The sequence below is a fragment of the Escherichia sp. KTE159 genome (assembly GCF_000408805.1).
Classification (GTDB): Bacteria; Pseudomonadota; Gammaproteobacteria; order Enterobacterales; family Enterobacteriaceae; genus Escherichia; species Escherichia marmotae.
In genome coordinates this window covers 2,092,877-2,109,183 of the sequence record NZ_KE137292.1, presented here as the reverse complement: position 1 = coordinate 2,109,183, position 16,307 = coordinate 2,092,877, and the positions used below count along the sequence as shown (strand labels likewise).

Genomic DNA, 16,307 nt, shown 5'->3' with positions numbered 1-16,307 from the left:
TTATGTCCCGGTCAGCGAAACCTCAAAATGGTCGCCGCCGCTTTCTGCGCGATGTCGTTCGCACAGCAGGCGGGCTGGCTGCCGTGGGTGTGGCGCTGGGGTTACAACAGCAAACCGCACGTGCATCTGGCGTGCGGTTGCGCCCGCCCGGAGCCATAAACGAGAACGCCTTTGCCAGTGCCTGTGTGCGTTGCGGGCAGTGTGTTCAGGCTTGCCCTTACGACACCTTAAAGCTGGCGACGTTGGCCTCTGGCCTGTCGGCGGGCACGCCGTACTTTGTGGCGCGCGATATTCCTTGCGAAATGTGTGAGGACGTACCGTGTGCCAAAGTGTGCCCGAGTGGTGCGCTGGATCGTGAAATCGAATCGATCGACGACGCGCGGATGGGGCTGGCAGTGCTGGTGGATCAGGAGAACTGCCTCAACTTTCAGGGGCTGCGCTGCGATGTCTGTTATCGCGAATGCCCGAAAATTGATGAGGCGATTACCCTGGAACTGGAGCGCAACACGCGTACCGGTAAACACGCCCGTTTTCTGCCAACGGTTCACAGCGATGCCTGCACCGGCTGCGGTAAGTGCGAAAAAGTGTGCGTACTGGAGCAACCGGCAATCAAGGTGTTACCGCTGTCACTGGCGAAAGGGGAGTTAGGTCACCATTACCGCTTCGGCTGGCTGGAGGGGAACGATGGCAAATCGTAAACGTGACGCCGGGCGCGAGGCGCTGGCGAAAAAAGGCTGGTGGCGTAGTCACCGTTGGCTGGTGTTGCGTCGCCTTTGTCAGTTCTTCGTACTGGGAATGTTTTTGAGCGGCCCGTGGTTTGGTGTGTGGATCTTGCACGGCAACTATAGCAGTAGCTTGTTACTCGACACCATTCCGCTGACCGATCCGCTGATGACGCTGCAAAGCCTTGCCAGCGGTCATCTACCTGCCACAGTGGCGTTGACCGGCGCAGTGATTATCACTGTGCTCTACGCCCTGGCAGGAAAGCGATTATTTTGCAGTTGGGTCTGTCCGCTGAACCCGATTACCGATTTAGCAAACTGGTTACGCAGGCGATTTGACCTCAATCAGTCTGCGACGATCCCGCGGCACATTCGCTACGTGCTGCTGGTCGTCATACTGGTGGGATCTGCCTTAACCGGCACACTCATCTGGGAATGGATTAACCCTGTTTCCCTGATGGGGCGCAGCCTGGTAATGGGATTCGGCAGCGGCGCGCTGCTTATTCTCGCGCTGTTTTTATTTGATCTACTGGTCGTTGAACACGGCTGGTGCGGTCACATTTGCCCGGTCGGTGCGCTGTATGGCGTGTTGGGTAGCAAAGGTATTGTTACCGTTGCGGCTACCGATCGGCAGAAATGTAACCGCTGTATGGATTGTTTTCATGTTTGCCCGGAACCGCATGTACTACGTGCCCCGGTGCTGGATGAACAAAGCCCGGTGCAGGTCACCAGCCGCGATTGCATGACGTGCGGTCGCTGCGTGGATGTCTGTTCTGAGGATGTATTTACAATAACTACACGATGGAGTTCGGGAGCGAAATCATGAAAAGCCATGACCTGAAGAAAGCGCTGTGTCAATGGACGGCGATGCTGGCCCTGGTGGTGAGCGGCGCGGTTTGGGCGGCTAATGGCGTCGATTTTAGCCAGTCGCCGGAAGTATCCGGGACGCAGGAAGGGGCCATTCGGATGCCAAAAGAGCAGGATCGGATGCCGCTGAACTATGTGAATCAGCCGCCGATGATCCCGCATAGCGTTGAAGGTTATCAGGTAACGACCAATACCAACCGCTGCTTACAGTGCCACGGTGTCGAGAGCTATCGCACCACTGGCGCGCCGCGCATCAGTCCAACTCACTTTATGGACAGCGATGGCAAGGTAGGTGCGGAAGTGGCTCCGCGTCGTTACTTCTGTCTGCAATGTCACGTGCCGCAGGCCGATACCGCGCCAATCGTGGGGAATACCTTCACCCCATCAAAAGGTTACGGGAAATAAGAGGTTATTATGGGAAATTCTGACCGTAAGCCTGGCCTGATTAAGCGCCTGTGGAAATGGTGGCGTACTCCCAGTCGTCTGGCGCTGGGTACGCTGCTGTTGATCGGTTTTGTTGGCGGTATTGTCTTCTGGGGCGGCTTTAACACCGGAATGGAAAAAGCCAATACCGAAGAGTTCTGCATTAGCTGCCACGAAATGCGCAATACGGTGTATCAGGAATACATGGATTCCGTGCATTACAACAACCGTAGTGGCGTGCGTGCGACCTGTCCGGATTGTCACGTTCCGCACGAGTTTGTGCCGAAAATGATACGCAAGCTCAAAGCAAGTAAAGAGCTGTATGGTAAAATTTTTGGCGTTATTGACACGCCGCAAAAGTTTGAAGCTCATCGCCTGACTATGGCACAGAATGAGTGGCGGCGGATGAAGGACAATAACTCGCAGGAGTGTCGTAACTGTCACAACTTCGAGTATATGGATACAACCGCCCAGAAAGGTGTTGCCGCGAAGATGCACGCTCAGGCGGTGAAAGACGGGCAAACCTGTATTGACTGCCATAAAGGGATAGCGCACAAGCTGCCTGATATGCGTGAAGTCGAACCAGGTTTTTAACAGGGTTATTGCGTGGGTATGCTTGAAGCCAGAGAATTACTCTGCGAGCGGGATGAACGCACTTTATTTAGTGGTTTGTCATTTACGCTGAATGCAGGAGAGTGGGTACAAATCACCGGCAGCAACGGCGCGGGGAAGACAACGCTTCTCCGTTTGCTGACGGGGTTGTCTCGCCCTGATGCGGGTGAAGTTCTCTGGCAAGGGCAGCCCTTGCATCAGGTACGCGATAGCTACCATCAAAACCTGTTATGGATAGGCCATCAGCCGGGGATCAAAACCCGGCTGACGGCGTTAGAAAATCTGCACTTTTATCATCGCGATGGTGATACCGCACACTGTCTGGACGCTCTGGCGCAGGCCGGGCTTGCCGGATTCGAAGATATTCCCGTGAATCAACTCTCTGCCGGGCAACAACGCCGCGTTGCGCTGGCGCGTCTGTGGCTGACCCGTGCCACCTTGTGGATCCTCGACGAACCGTTTACCGCGATTGACGTTAACGGCGTCGATCGTCTGACCCAGCGTATGGCACAGCATACGGAGCAGGGGGGGATTGTGATTCTTACTACTCACCAACCGCTCAACGTTGCCGAAAGTAAAATCCGCCGCATATCTCTGACGAAAACGAGGGGCGTATGATGTTCTGGCGCATTTTCCGTCTTGAGCTGCGCGTAGCGTTTCGCCATAGCGCCGAAATCGCCAACCCGCTGTGGTTTTTCCTGATTGTTATTACCCTTTTTCCGCTCAGTATCGGTCCGGAGCCGCAACTGCTGGCACGTATTGCACCGGGCATTATTTGGGTGGCAGCGCTGCTTTCTTCCTTACTGGCGCTGGAGCGACTGTTCCGTGACGATTTGCAGGACGGCAGTCTTGAACAACTGATGTTGTTGCCGTTACCCTTGCCCGCCGTTGTGCTGGCGAAGGTGATGGCGCACTGGATGGTAACCGGTTTACCGTTACTTATCCTCTCGCCACTGGTGGCATTGCTACTGGGAATGGACGTTTATGGCTGGCAAGTGATGGCGCTGACGCTGCTGTTGGGAACTCCAACGCTGGGATTTCTCGGTGCTCCGGGCGTGGCGCTGACAGTGGGACTTAAGCGCGGTGGCGTGCTGCTCAGCATACTGGTGTTACCGCTGACCATCCCATTACTCATCTTTGCTACCGCCGCGATGGACGCGGCTTCGATGCATTTGCCCGTTGACGGGTATCTGGCAATTTTAGGCGCGTTGCTGGCAGGCACCGCGACATTAAGTCCTTTTGCGACGGCGGCAGCGTTACGAATCAGCATTCAATAACGCTGGATTACTGATTTTTGTTCGAGTCTGGTATCGAAACTATGTGGAAAACACTGCATCAACTGGCGATCCCACCACGGCTGTACCAAATCTGTGGCTGGTTTATACCGTGGCTGGCAATCGCCAGTGTGGTCGTGCTTACCGTTGGCTGGATCTGGGGATTCGGCTTCGCTCCGGCTGATTATCAGCAGGGAAATAGCTACCGCATTATCTATCTACATGTGCCTGCGGCGATCTGGTCGATGGGCATTTATGCCTCAATGGCGGTGGCGGCGTTTATCGGCCTTGTCTGGCAGATGAAAATGGCCAATCTGGCGGTGGCGGCGATGGCTCCCATTGGTGCCGTGTTTACCTTTATTGCCCTGGTTACCGGTTCCGCATGGGGAAAACCGATGTGGGGGACCTGGTGGGTATGGGACGCACGTCTGACCTCTGAACTGGTGTTGCTGTTTCTGTATGTTGGTGTGATTGCGCTGTGGCACGCTTTCGACGACCGCCGTCTGGCGGGGCGTGCGGCGGGGATCCTGGTGCTGATTGGTGTAGTAAACCTGCCGATTATTCATTACTCCGTGGAGTGGTGGAACACCCTGCATCAGGGATCAACGCGGATGCAGCAAAGTATCGATCCGGCGATGCGTTCGCCGCTGCGCTGGTCGATTTTTGGTTTCCTGCTGCTGTCTGCCACGCTGACGCTAATGCGGATGCGTAATTTGATTTTGCTGATGGAAAAACGCCGTCCGTGGGTGAGTGAACTGATACTGAAAAGAGGCCGTAAATGACCCCTGCATTTGCTTCTTGGAATGAATTTTTCGCAATGGGCGGTTACGCCTTTTTTGTCTGGCTGGCGGTAGTGATGACTGTTATTCCGCTGGTGGTGTTGGTCGTGCACTCGGTGATGCAGCATCGCGCAATTCTGCGTGGCGTGGCGCAACAACGGGCGCGTGAGGCGCGTTTACGTGCTGCGCAACAGCAGGAGGCTGCATGAATATTCGCCGTAAAAACCGCTTGTGGATTGCCTGTGCCGTGCTGGCGGGGCTGGCGCTGACTATCGGTCTGGTGCTGTATGCGCTGCGCTCGAATATCGATCTTTTCTATACGCCGGGGGAAATTCTCTACGGCAAGCGTGAAACCCAGCAGATGCCGGAAGTCGGTCAGCGTCTGCGCGTCGGCGGGATGGTGATGCCGGGTAGCGTGCAGCGCGATCCTGACTCGCTGAAAGTGACCTTCACCATTTACGATGCTGAAGGCTCAGTGGATGTCTCTTACGAAGGCATTCTGCCGGACTTGTTCCGTGAAGGGCAGGGCGTTGTGGTGCAGGGCGAACTGGAAAAAGGCAATCATATCCTCGCGAAAGAAGTACTGGCGAAACACGATGAAAACTACACACCGCCAGAAGTCGAGAAAGCGATGGAAGCTAATCACCGTCGCCCGGCCAGTGTTTATAAGGATCCAGCATCATGATGCCGGAAATTGGTAACGGACTGCTGTGCCTGGCATTAGGGATTGCGCTGCTGCTGTCCGTCTATCCTTTGTGGGGCGTGGCGCGTGGAGATGCGCGCATGATGGCCTCTTCTCGCTTGTTTGCCTGGTTGCTGTTTATGTCTGTGGCTGGCGCATTTCTGGTGCTGGTCAATGCGTTCGTGGTGAACGACTTCACCGTCACCTACGTGGCCAGCAACTCTAATACCCAGCTTCCGGTGTGGTATCGCGTGGCGGCCACCTGGGGCGCGCATGAAGGCTCTCTGCTGTTGTGGGTGCTGCTGATGAGCGGCTGGACCTTTGCGGTAGCGATTTTTAGCCAGCGTATTCCGCTGGATATCGTTGCCCGCGTACTGGCGATAATGGGAATGGTCAGCGTCGGCTTTTTGCTGTTCATTCTCTTTACCTCTAACCCGTTCTCCCGCACGCTGCCGAACTTCCCGATTGAAGGGCGTGATCTTAACCCGCTGTTGCAGGATCCAGGGCTGATCTTCCATCCGCCTCTGCTCTATATGGGTTACGTCGGTTTCTCGGTGGCGTTTGCTTTTGCCATTGCATCTTTATTGAGCGGACGTCTGGACAGCACCTACGCACGTTTTACCCGTCCCTGGACGCTGGCGGCGTGGATCTTCCTGACGCTTGGCATCGTACTTGGTTCTGCGTGGGCTTATTACGAACTTGGTTGGGGCGGCTGGTGGTTCTGGGATCCAGTAGAAAACGCCTCGTTTATGCCGTGGCTGGTGGGTACTGCGCTGATGCACTCGCTGGCGGTGACTGAACAACGTGCCAGCTTCAAAGCGTGGACATTATTGCTGGCAATCAGTGCCTTCTCGTTGTGTCTGCTGGGAACTTTTCTTGTGCGCTCCGGCGTGCTGGTATCGGTACATGCATTTGCGTCTGACCCGGCGCGCGGCATGTTTATCCTCGCCTTTATGGTGCTGGTGATTGGCGGTTCGCTGCTGCTGTTTGCCGCGCGTGGACACAAAGTTCGCTCACGCGTAAACAATGCGCTGTGGTCGCGGGAATCTCTGTTGTTAGCGAACAACGTTTTGCTGGTCGCCGCGATGCTGGTGGTACTGCTGGGGACGCTGCTGCCGCTGGTGCATAAGCAACTCGGGCTGGGCAGCATTTCGATTGGCGAACCGTTCTTCAACACCATGTTTACCTGGCTGATGGTGCCGTTTGCGTTGTTGCTTGGCGTTGGCCCGCTGGTGCGCTGGGGGCGCGATCGTCCGCGTAAAATCCGCAATTTGTTGATTATCGCCTTTATTAGCACGCTGGCGTTGTCGTTGCTGTTGCCGTGGCTGTTCGAAAGCAAAGTCGTGGCGATGACGGTACTCGGTCTGGCAATGGCCTGCTGGATTGGTGTGCTGGCGATTGCCGAAGCGGCGCAGCGTATTTCGCGTGGCACCAAAACAACCTTCAGCTACTGGGGAATGGTGGCGGCTCACCTGGGGCTTGCAGTGACAATTGTTGGTATCGCCTTCAGTCAGAACTATAGCGTTGAGCGTGACGTACGCATGAAGTCTGGCGATAGCGTCGATATTCATGAGTATCGTTTCACATTCCGCGACGTAAAAGACGTTAGCGGTCCTAACTGGCGTGGCGGCGTGGCGACAATCGGCGTGACGCGTGACGGCAAACCGGAAACGGTGTTGTATGCAGAAAAACGTTATTACAACACCGCTGGTTCGATGATGACCGAAGCGGCAATTGACGGCGGCATCACCCGTGACCTGTACGCGGCGCTCGGTGAAGAGCTGGAAAACGGTGCGTGGGCTGTACGTCTTTACTACAAACCGTTTGTTCGCTGGATCTGGGCGGGCGGACTGATGATGGCGTTGGGGGGGCTACTGTGCCTGTTTGATCCTCGTTATCGCAAGCGCGTGAACCCGCAAAAAACTGCGCCGGAGGCTGTATGAAGCGCAAAGTATTGTTAATTCCTTTGATTATCTTCCTGGCGATTGCTGCAGCGTTGCTGTGGCAATTGGCACGTAATGCTGAAGGAGATGATCCGACCAATCTGGAATCGGCGCTTATTGGCAAGCCAGTGCCGAAGTTTCGCCTTGAATCACTGGATAATCCAGGTCAGTTTTATCAGGCGGACGTGCTGACTCAGGGCAAGCCGGTGCTGCTGAACGTCTGGGCGACCTGGTGCCCGACCTGCCGTGCGGAACATCAATACCTGAATCAGCTTTCTGCGCAGGGTATCCGCGTGGTCGGTATGAACTATAAAGACGACAGGCAGAAAGCGATTAGCTGGCTGAAAGAGCTGGGCAATCCTTACGCGTTAAGTCTGTTTGACGGCGACGGCATGTTAGGGCTGGATCTGGGCGTCTATGGCGCGCCAGAAACGTTCCTCATCGACGGCAACGGCATCATTCGCTATCGCCATGCGGGCGATCTCAATCCCCGCGTCTGGCAAGAAGAGATCAAGCCGCTATGGGAGAAATACAGTAAGGAGGCCGCACAATGAGGTTTTTATTGGGCGTGCTGATGCTGATGATCTCCAGCTCGGCACTGGCGACCATCGACGTGTTGCAGTTTAAGGATGAAGCACAGGAACAACAGTTCCGTCAGCTCACTGAAGAACTGCGCTGCCCGAAATGCCAGAACAACAGCATTGCCGATTCCAACTCGATGATTGCCACCGACCTGCGACAGAAAGTGTACGAACTGATGCAGGAAGGCAAGAGTAAGAAAGAGATTGTTGATTATATGGTGGCGCGTTACGGCAACTTCGTTACTTACGATCCGCCGTTAACGCCGCTGACCGTGCTGCTGTGGGTGCTACCGGTGGTGGCTATTGGCATTGGCGGTTGGGTGATTTACTCCCGTTCGCGGCGTCGGGTGCATGTGGCGCAGGAGGAGTTTCCCGAACAAAGCATGCCGGAAGGTAAGCGTGCCGGATATGTTGTTTATCTGCCGGGTATTGTGGTGGCGTTAGTTATGGCTGGCGTCAGTTACTACCAGACCGGCAATTATCAGCAGGTAAAAGCCTGGCAGCAGGCCATGGTGCAGGCTCCGGCACTGCTGGACAGGGCGCTGGATCCGAAAGCTGAACCGTTGAATGAAGAAGAGATGTCGCGCCTCGCGCTGGGGATGCGTACTCAACTGCAAAAAAATCCGGGAGATATTGAAGGCTGGATTATGCTGGGTCGCATTGGGATGGCGCTGGGTAATGCCAGTATTGCGACCGATGCGTATGCTAACGCGTATCGCCTCGACCCGAAAAATAGTGATGCGGCGCTGGGTTATGCTGAAGCACTGACGCGTTCTTCTGATCCCAACGACAACCGCCTGGGTGGAGAGTTGTTACGCCAACTGGTGAGAAGCGACCACAGCAATATTCGTGTGTTAAGCATGTATGCGTTTAACGCCTTTGAACAGCAGCGATTTGGCGAAGCCGTTGCTGCGTGGGAGATGATGTTGAAGCTCTTACCCGCCAACGATACCCGTCGAGCGGTGATTGAACGCAGTATCGCGCAGGCGATGCAGCATTTGTCGCCGCAACAAAGTAAATAAGAAGAGGCCCGATGGTGACGCCATCGGGCTTTTTTTACTGTGCCCCGCGTTGTTGCAGGAACAAAATAGTTGCTGCCACGCGTGAGCGGACATTGAGTTTACGCAGCAGATTGCGAATGTGTACTTTCACTGTTTGCTCGGAAATATTCAACACTGAGGCAATCTGCTTATTCGACAGCCCCTGCGCCAGTTCGTGCAGAACATCCAGTTCACGCTCCGTCAACACACTGAAGGGATCTTCCTCTGCGCCAAACATTTCACGTTCGCGTAAGTACTGATTGACGCGTTCGCTAAAGACTTTGCTGCCTTTTGCCCCGGCGCGAATCGCTTCCAGCAGTACTTCCGGGTCGCTATCTTTCAACAGATAACCGTCAGCGCCTGCGTCTATCAACGCAAACACATCACTGGAGGCATCTGAAACGGTCAGAATAATAATTTGCGCGGTAACGCCATCCCTGCGCAAGGCATTGAGGGTATCCAGGCCACTCATGCCTTTCATATTCAGATCCAACAAGATCACGTCGATATCCAGTCGATTCGCCAGATCGATAGCACTTGCGCCGTCGCCCGCTTCAGCGACCACTTCAAAGCCAGGATCAAGTTCCAGTAACTGACGAACACCGCGTCGCATAAGTGGATGATCATCCACAATCAGCACCTGAAAAGGCGTTGCTTCAGGCATAGTAGTCTCCTGAGGTTTTATTAGAATCATTATGTTTGAGCGTAGCGTTGGAAACGCTACCAGGCGCGTGAATGTTACCCCATTTTATGTATGGGCATGTAGTAAAACTGCAAGTGTGGGTTGCGGGACAACGTGTAGATATAAAAAAACCAGCCATAACAGGCTGGTTCTTAAGGGAATTTTGGTCGGCACGAGAGGATTTGAACCTCCGACCCCCGACACCCCATGACGGTGCGCTACCAGGCTGCGCTACGTGCCGACTCGTGGCTGCTAATACTACCGTTTTCCACACCGATTGCAAGTAAGATATTTTGCTAACTGATTTATAATTAATCAGTTAGCGATGAAACGCTTCTCGTCTGTCAGCACCTGCAATAACAAACTTAACTGTGGTTTTTCGTCTTTCACTCTTTCACCATGTAAGTTGTAAGTGCGGTATTTACCATTATTGTTCAGCACCAGCGTCATTTTTGGCGTGGTGATTGCCAGCGTATCGTTATCCGCTGCGGTAACCCAATAATGACGGCGTTCAGGATTGAACAAATCCTGACCTTGCGAATATTCGCTGGCAGGCGTACTGACGTGCAGCAGGCGTTGCATCAACGTGGTCATTAGATCGGTATGATCGGTCAGGGTATTAATACGCTGCGCCGGTGTGCCCGGCCAGTGGATCACTAACGGCACCTGAAGATGACCGTGGGACCAGTCAAAGGTTTCTTCCTCTTCGCTCAGTGGAATACCCCGACCGGCAGTAATAATCACCACCGTATTGTCCAGCTTGCCAGAATCACGCAGCGCATTTAACACGCGGTTGATCTGCTCATCAACATTGCCTGCTGCCCGGCTATATTTATGGGTAAATGCTTGCTGGTTGCTATCGTCAATGTTGGTGCCATTGAAAGATACCCATGAGAACCAGCGATTATCTTCTTGCGCGTAGCGGCTCAGCCAGTTGATCCACTGCGTGGCGGTCTGAGCATCGGATTGCGTGCGAACGCTTGGCATTGAGAAGTCTGACAACAATGCCTGGCGATACAACGGGCTGGTAAAGCCATCGGATGAGAATAACCCAAGCTGATAGCCTTGCTGGTTAAGCGCGGTAATTAACGCCGCAGGCGTGCGGGTCGACAGAATGCCATCCATATAACTTGGCGAGATGCCATAGAACAGGCCAAAGATGCCGTTGTCGGTGGTGTTGCCCGAACTCATATGGCGTGTGAATGAAATATTTTGCTCGGCAAAACCCGCCAGTGCAGGCATCTGTTTCTCATAGCGTGAATAGTTCAGGCCATCGACAGTAATCAGCAAGACGTTCTGTCCGGTGCCCATATCGCGGTAGCGCAGTTCGCTTAACGGATACTGTACGGAAACGGCGTCCGGATTGCCTTGCTCAATAAGACGGCGTTGATACTCCTGTGCATCAAGCAGGCCATGCTTCTCAAGAAAACGTCGCGCCGTCATCGGATACGAAAGCGGCAGATTGGCGCGCTGCATGGTGATTGGGCGATAGAAATTGGCATCGGCCCAGATATACACCACGTGCGAGGCGATAAAGGCGATAAATAAGAATGCGGCCAGCGGACGGGCGAAGCGCCGACGACGTGTCAGGCTGCGCAGCTTTTGCCAACTCCACGTCGCAAACACCAGTTCAAGCAATAAAATAACCGGCACGCTGATGAACATCAGTTGCCAGTCGCGCGCCATCTCATTCTCGTCCGGGTTGATAACCAACTGCCAGACGATGGGATTAAGATGGAGATGGAAACGAGTAAAGACTTCGCTGTCGATCAGTAACAGCGTCATTCCCGCCGTTGCCAGAATGACGGATAAAAACCTCATCAGCCTCTGGGAGCCGATGATAAAGGTCAGCGGGAAGAGGATCAGCAAGTAGGTGGCGAACACCAGGAAGCTGAAATGGCCGATAATGCTTACGTAGGAATAAATACGACCAGCAAGTGTTGTCGGCCAGTCAGCGATAAACAGGTAACGGCTGCCTATGACGAGTGAAAGCAGAATATTGAACAGTGCAAACCAGTGCCCCCAACTGACCATTTGGGAGACTTTTTCACGGTAGCGCTGATGATGAGTTACCATAACCTGTTATCTGTTTCCCTTAGTGCGCTTTGTCTTCGTTGATCGAGGACTGCAAGGCGCGGGCAAAAGAGTTGGCAATCGCCTGGCGTTGAGCCGGGGCAATGCTGGTATTGATAAGGTTAGTGACCATGTTGCCTAACACCATCAGGGAAAGGTCGGTCGGAGCCTTATGTTTTTCCAGTACGTTGAGCAGCTCTGCGAGCAATTGTTCAACCTGTTCATCACTGTAGCGGGAAATTTGTGGCATAAATCGAAATCAGTTAGTTGATGAAAGGGCAACATATTACCGTAGCAACGGTTTTTTTTCTGCTTTTTTATACTTTAAATCATTCGCGTTACGCTGCCTTCTGTAAAATGGCTGCCATCTTTTATTGCGTCGCTTTACCGGCGGTGATTGAATACCGCCCGGTCTTAAAGGAGAGTTTATCATGAGTCTGGATATCAACCAGATTGCTCTGCACCAGCTTATCAAGCGTGATGAGCAGAACCTTGAGCTGGTGTTGCGCGATTCATTGCTGGAGCCGACGGAAACCGTCGTTGAGATGGTGGCAGAACTGCATCGGGTCTATAGCGCTAAAAATAAAGCCTACGGCTTGTTCAACGAAGAGAGTGAACTGGCGCAGGCGTTACGTTTGCAGCGCCAGGGCGAAGAAGATTTTCTGGCATTTAGCCGCGCGGCAACAGGTCGCCTGCGTGACGAGCTGGCGAAATACCCCTTTGCTGACGGCGGTTTTGTGCTGTTTTGCCACTACCGTTATCTGGCTGTGGAGTATCTGCTGATTTGCGTGCTGAACAATTTAAGCAGTATGCGCGTTAACGAAAACCTCGACATCAACCCGACCCATTATCTTGATATCAATCATGCGGATATTGTGGCGCGTATCGATTTGACCGAGTGGGAAACTAACCCAGAATCGACCCGTTATCTGACTTTCCTGAAAGGACGAGTAGGGCGCAAAGTGGCTGATTTCTTTATGGACTTCCTCGGTGCCAGCGAAGGGTTGAATGCGAAAGCGCAAAACCGCGGTTTGTTGCAGGCGGTTGATGATTTCACTGCCGAAGCGCAACTGGATAAAGCAGAACGGCAAAATGTTCGCCAGCAGGTTTATAGCTACTGTAATGAGCAATTGCAGGCGGGCGAAGAAATCGAGCTGGAATCGCTGTCAAAAGAGCTGGCGGGCGTCAGCGAAGTGAGCTTCACGGAATTTGCGGCTGAAAAAGGGTATGAACTGGAAGAGAGCTTCCCGGCAGACCGCAGCACACTGCGTCAGTTGACGAAGTTTGCCGGTAGCGGCGGTGGCTTGACCATTAACTTTGATGCGATGCTGTTAGGTGAACGGATTTTTTGGGATCCGGCGACCGATACACTGACCATTAAGGGCACACCGCCGAATCTGCGCGATCAATTGCAGCGCCGGACTTCTGGCAGCAATTAATCGGTTTGGTGTTATGAATGCCAGATACGGTGTGAACGCTTTATCTGGCCGACAAAAAACAACCATACCGTAGGCCTTATAAGACGAGCAGCGTCGCATCAGGCATAATCTGCAGATACAAAAAACCCCGCCGGAGCGGGGTTTCTTACAACTTATTCAGCAATTAAGCGCGAACGAAGTCGATGTGCTGCAGCTTCGGTTTGTACGGGTGACGCTGTACATCCTGAGCTTTAACTTTGATTTCTTTACCGTCAACAACGATGGTCAGAACTTCGCTGTAAAATTCAGCTTTAACTTGCATGTTCATGACTTTGTCGTGATCCAGCTCAATTGCCAGCGGCGCTTCGTTGCCACCGTAGATGATTGCCGGGAATTTGTTAGCGGCACGCAGGCGGCGGCTCGCACCCTTACCCTGCTCTTTACGTACTTCTGCGTTGATAGTAAACATTTCTTTCTCTCTTAATTGATTCCTGCTACAGGCGACCCAGCAACAGGTAAGTGATCTGCTTTGCGTATGCAAAAGCGGGCGAGATTCTATACTCAAACGCCTTTCACATCAATCAAAACTACCATTAACCGCGTAATTCGTGCGCCCGACGAAAACGGCCTTCGTAATCGAACACTTTTTCACGAACCTGCCAGTACTGGCCTTTCATTCGTGCAACGACAAAATCCGGGTGGCGCAGCAACGCTTGCTGGGCGAGGATATCGGCGGCGGTTATCCAGCGCAGAGGGATGCCCGGTGTGCGCGTATGCGGGCGGATAAAAAGCTGCTCGAAGGCGGTTCGCTGGGCGGGTGTTTGCAGACGGAAGCGCTCACTCACATCAGCACCATCTTCATCGTAATAGGTGATTTTCAGCCATTCGCCTTTTTCGTCGTGCCCATGCTGTAAAGACATGCCGCTACAGCGTAGCACCAGAGCATCTTTCAACCGTAGCGCCGCTTTTAACATATCATCCGGATCAACCAAAATGGTGTCGCACTCGCGGCAGCGGCGCGCGGCAATGTCATTTTCTGCATTGCACTGGGGGCAGTTTTTAAAGCGGAAGCGAAAATCACACTGTTCGCGATGCCCGTCGTCATCTTCGAACCATCCCTGACAACGGCGACCAAAGTGTTCAATCAATGTGCCGTCGGCGGTTGTTTTGCCCCAAAACGTGTTGGCAAAGCCGCAGGCAGGGCAGAAAACCTGCACCGGGACGTTGTCACTTTTGCCTTTCGGCGTACCTACTTCCGGGGCGTAGAGATCGTGAGGGTTACCTGCATAATCAAGAATTAAGCAATCTGTCTTACCCGGAGCCAGACGCAGACCACGCCCGACAATTTGTTGGTAAAGACTTACCGATTCGGTAGGGCGCAGAATGGCGATAAGATCGACATGTGGCGCGTCAAATCCGGTGGTCAGTACCGCAACGTTGACCAGGTAGCGAAAACGCTGGGCTTTAAAATCTTCAATTAATACATCACGTTCAGCGCCGGGCGTGTCGCCGGTAATAAGCGCGGCATCTTCGGCGGGCAGTAGACCAACGATCTCTTTTGCGTGTTCGACCGTCGCGGCGAAAATCATCACCCCTTTGCGCGTTGCGGCGAACTCCATAATCTGGCTAATAATGTGTGGCGTAATGCGTTGCTGTTTTTTCAGCTCGCGGTTGAGATCAGCTTCGCTGAACAGCCCGTTGCTCTGTGCCTGTAAGCGGCTGAAATCATATTGCACTACCGGCATATCCAGCCGTTCCGGTGGTGTCAGATAACCGTGTTTAATCATATAGCGCAGCGGTAACTCATAAATGCAGTCCCGGAAAAGGGCTTTCTCGTCGCCGCGCACCATGCCGTGATAATGAAACTGATAGATCCAGCCTTTCCCCAGCCGAAAGGGCGTGGCAGTCAGCCCCAGCAGGCGTAAGTGGGGATTCACTTTTGTCAGGTGAGTAAGGATTTGCTGATACTGGCTCTCTTCGTCGTCGCCAATACGATGGCATTCATCGACAATCAACAGTGAAAATTCACTCTGAAAGGCGTCGAGATTGCGGGCGACCGACTGTACGCTGCCAAATACTACTTTACCGTGGCTCTCTTTGCGCTTTAGTCCGGCAGCAAAAATATCCGCTTCCAGCCCCAGCGCCTGATATTTTGCATGGTTTTGCGCTACCAGTTCTTTGACGTGTGCCAGCACCAGCACGCGACCACGCGCCAGCCGTGCCAGTTCCGCTATCACCAGACTTTTACCCGCACCGGTAGGGAGTACGATAACGGCAGGAGTTTTATGACGACGAAAATGGTTGAGCGTGGCATCCACGGCTTCTTGCTGATATGGACGGAGTGTAAAAATCATGGTCTCGCGTAGGTAGATTATTCTGCTAATAGTATGCCACGGATCTTTTTCCCTTGAGGGAAGTTATTAGACCGCTATACTGGGCAGACAACAGTTCAGATTTTCGGGTCAATGCCCGACCTCCGTTTTTACAGGCAAAATCACACACATGCGACTTGATAAATTTATCGCACAGCAACTCGGCGTTAGCCGTGCTATTGCCGGGCGTGAAATCCGCGGCACTCGTGTCACCGTCGATGGCGAAATCGTCCGCAATGCAGCGTTTAAACTGCTTCCTGAACACAGTGTGGCTTACGATGGTAACCCGTTGGTACAGCAACATGGCCCACGTTACTTCATGCTCAATAAGCCTCAGGGCTATGTTTGTTCCACGGATGACCCGGATCACCCAACGGTGCTCTATTTTCTTGATGAACCTGTAGCATGGAAACTGCATGCGGCAGGGCGGCTGGATATCGATACTACCGGTCTGGTGCTGATGACCGACGATGGTCAGTGGTCGCACCGCATTACTTCTCCACGTCATCATTGCGAGAAAACGTACCTGGTGACGCTGGAATCACCCGTAGCGGACGACACGGCAGAGCAATTTGCTAAAGGTGTACAACTGCATAACGAAAAAGATCTCACTAAGCCTGCGGTGCTGGAAGTGATTACCCCAACGCAGGTTCGTTTGACCATTAGTGAAGGGCGTTATCATCAGGTGAAACGTATGTTTGCCGCTGTGGGTAACCACGTGGTTGAACTGCACCGTGAACGTATTGGCGGCATTACGCTGGATGCAGATTTAGCACCCGGTGAATATCGTCCGTTAACTGAAGAAGAAATTGCCAGCGTCGTTTAACACTTTAATGACT

19 protein-coding genes and 1 tRNA gene are annotated in these 16,307 nt (G+C 53.3%); 14 read left to right on the top strand and 6 right to left on the bottom strand.

Annotated elements, in window-relative coordinates; all coding sequences use genetic code 11:
* Positions 1-2: 2 nt before the first annotated feature.
* The 12 genes from napG to ccmH are packed head-to-tail and all read left to right on the top strand — an operon-like array spanning position 3 to position 8,905.
* Positions 3-698, top strand: coding sequence for a ferredoxin-type protein NapG (gene napG, locus A31E_RS11485; protein ID WP_000091299.1), 696 nt, complete (start codon positions 3-5; stop codon positions 696-698).
* Positions 685-1,548 (top strand): quinol dehydrogenase ferredoxin subunit NapH, encoded by an 864-nt coding sequence (napH, locus tag A31E_RS11490; protein WP_000013486.1) that lies wholly within the window; start codon positions 685-687, stop codon positions 1,546-1,548. The genes napG and napH overlap by 14 nt, the downstream gene beginning before the upstream one ends.
* Positions 1,545-1,994: a nitrate reductase cytochrome c-type subunit gene (napB, locus tag A31E_RS11495; protein WP_000835174.1), complete on the top strand. Its 450-nt coding sequence runs from the start codon at positions 1,545-1,547 to the stop codon at positions 1,992-1,994. Before napH ends, napB begins: the two co-directional genes overlap by 4 nt.
* 9 nt (positions 1,995-2,003) lie before the next feature.
* A complete protein-coding gene (gene napC, locus A31E_RS11500) occupies positions 2,004-2,606 on the top strand; it encodes a cytochrome c-type protein NapC (RefSeq protein ID WP_000528371.1) in 603 nt (200 codons plus the stop codon).
* Positions 2,607-2,618: 12 nt separating this feature from the next.
* Complete coding sequence (gene ccmA, locus A31E_RS11505) at positions 2,619-3,242, top strand: cytochrome c biogenesis heme-transporting ATPase CcmA (protein WP_000525579.1); 624 nt, start codon at positions 2,619-2,621, stop codon at positions 3,240-3,242.
* Complete coding sequence (ccmB, locus tag A31E_RS11510) at positions 3,239-3,901, top strand: heme exporter protein CcmB (RefSeq protein WP_000971724.1); 663 nt, start codon at positions 3,239-3,241, stop codon at positions 3,899-3,901. Before ccmA ends, ccmB begins: the two co-directional genes overlap by 4 nt.
* 41 nt (positions 3,902-3,942) lie before the next feature.
* A complete protein-coding gene (gene ccmC, locus A31E_RS11515) occupies positions 3,943-4,680 on the top strand; it encodes a heme exporter protein CcmC (RefSeq protein ID WP_001295447.1) in 738 nt (245 codons plus the stop codon).
* Entirely contained in the window at positions 4,677-4,886 is a 210-nt protein-coding gene (gene ccmD, locus A31E_RS11520) for a heme exporter protein CcmD (protein WP_000186540.1), read from the top strand. Before ccmC ends, ccmD begins: the two co-directional genes overlap by 4 nt.
* Positions 4,883-5,362 (top strand): cytochrome c maturation protein CcmE, encoded by a 480-nt coding sequence (ccmE, locus tag A31E_RS11525; RefSeq protein WP_001026411.1) that lies wholly within the window; start codon positions 4,883-4,885, stop codon positions 5,360-5,362. Before ccmD ends, ccmE begins: the two co-directional genes overlap by 4 nt.
* Positions 5,359-7,302, top strand: a complete 1,944-nt coding sequence (ccmF, locus tag A31E_RS11530; protein ID WP_000982437.1) for a cytochrome c-type biogenesis heme lyase CcmF — start codon at positions 5,359-5,361, stop codon at positions 7,300-7,302. Before ccmE ends, ccmF begins: the two co-directional genes overlap by 4 nt.
* The gene (gene dsbE / locus A31E_RS11535; protein ID WP_000824445.1) at positions 7,299-7,856 is read left to right on the top strand and encodes a thiol:disulfide interchange protein DsbE; all 558 of its coding nucleotides are present in this window, start codon (positions 7,299-7,301) and stop codon (positions 7,854-7,856) included. The genes ccmF and dsbE overlap by 4 nt, the downstream gene beginning before the upstream one ends.
* Positions 7,853-8,905 (top strand): cytochrome c-type biogenesis thiol:disulfide oxidoreductase CcmH, encoded by a 1,053-nt coding sequence (gene ccmH, locus A31E_RS11540; RefSeq protein ID WP_016248973.1) that lies wholly within the window; start codon positions 7,853-7,855, stop codon positions 8,903-8,905. The genes dsbE and ccmH overlap by 4 nt, the downstream gene beginning before the upstream one ends.
* 34 nt (positions 8,906-8,939) lie before the next feature.
* On the opposite strand, the gene narP is transcribed toward ccmH, so the two are convergent.
* The 4 genes from narP to A31E_RS11560 form a co-directional block, all read right to left on the bottom strand.
* Positions 8,940-9,587 carry a nitrate/nitrite response regulator protein NarP gene (gene narP, locus A31E_RS11545; RefSeq protein WP_001516729.1) on the bottom strand — a complete coding sequence of 216 codons (648 nt, stop codon included), beginning with the start codon at positions 9,585-9,587 and terminating at the stop codon, positions 8,940-8,942.
* Between the two features lie 182 nt (positions 9,588-9,769).
* Positions 9,770-9,846: transfer RNA gene (locus A31E_RS11550), tRNA-Pro, on the bottom strand.
* 74 nt (positions 9,847-9,920) lie between these two features.
* Positions 9,921-11,681, bottom strand: coding sequence for an LPS biosynthesis-modulating metalloenzyme YejM (yejM, locus tag A31E_RS11555; RefSeq protein WP_000256124.1), 1,761 nt, complete (start codon positions 11,679-11,681; stop codon positions 9,921-9,923).
* 19 nt (positions 11,682-11,700) lie between these two features.
* Positions 11,701-11,928 carry a YejL family protein gene (locus A31E_RS11560; RefSeq protein ID WP_001135667.1) on the bottom strand — a complete coding sequence of 76 codons (228 nt, stop codon included), beginning with the start codon at positions 11,926-11,928 and terminating at the stop codon, positions 11,701-11,703.
* 181 nt (positions 11,929-12,109) lie between these two features.
* On the opposite strand from A31E_RS11560, the gene yejK reads away from it, so the two are divergent.
* Positions 12,110-13,117: a nucleoid-associated protein YejK gene (gene yejK / locus A31E_RS11565; protein WP_000050774.1), complete on the top strand. Its 1,008-nt coding sequence runs from the start codon at positions 12,110-12,112 to the stop codon at positions 13,115-13,117.
* 163 nt (positions 13,118-13,280) lie between these two features.
* On the opposite strand, the gene rplY is transcribed toward yejK, so the two are convergent.
* Together rplY and A31E_RS11575 are read right to left on the bottom strand one after the other, a co-directional pair.
* The gene (gene rplY / locus A31E_RS11570) at positions 13,281-13,565 is read right to left on the bottom strand and encodes a 50S ribosomal protein L25 (protein WP_000494188.1); all 285 of its coding nucleotides are present in this window, start codon (positions 13,563-13,565) and stop codon (positions 13,281-13,283) included.
* A gap of 124 nt (positions 13,566-13,689) precedes the next feature.
* Positions 13,690-15,450, bottom strand: a complete 1,761-nt coding sequence (locus tag A31E_RS11575) for a DNA repair helicase RadD (RefSeq protein WP_000578097.1) — start codon at positions 15,448-15,450, stop codon at positions 13,690-13,692.
* Between the two features lie 148 nt (positions 15,451-15,598).
* Here A31E_RS11575 and rsuA point away from each other — a divergent pair, with 148 nt between their 5' ends.
* A complete protein-coding gene (gene rsuA / locus A31E_RS11580) occupies positions 15,599-16,294 on the top strand; it encodes a 16S rRNA pseudouridine(516) synthase RsuA (protein ID WP_001234858.1) in 696 nt (231 codons plus the stop codon).
* Positions 16,295-16,307: the final 13 nt, after the last annotated feature.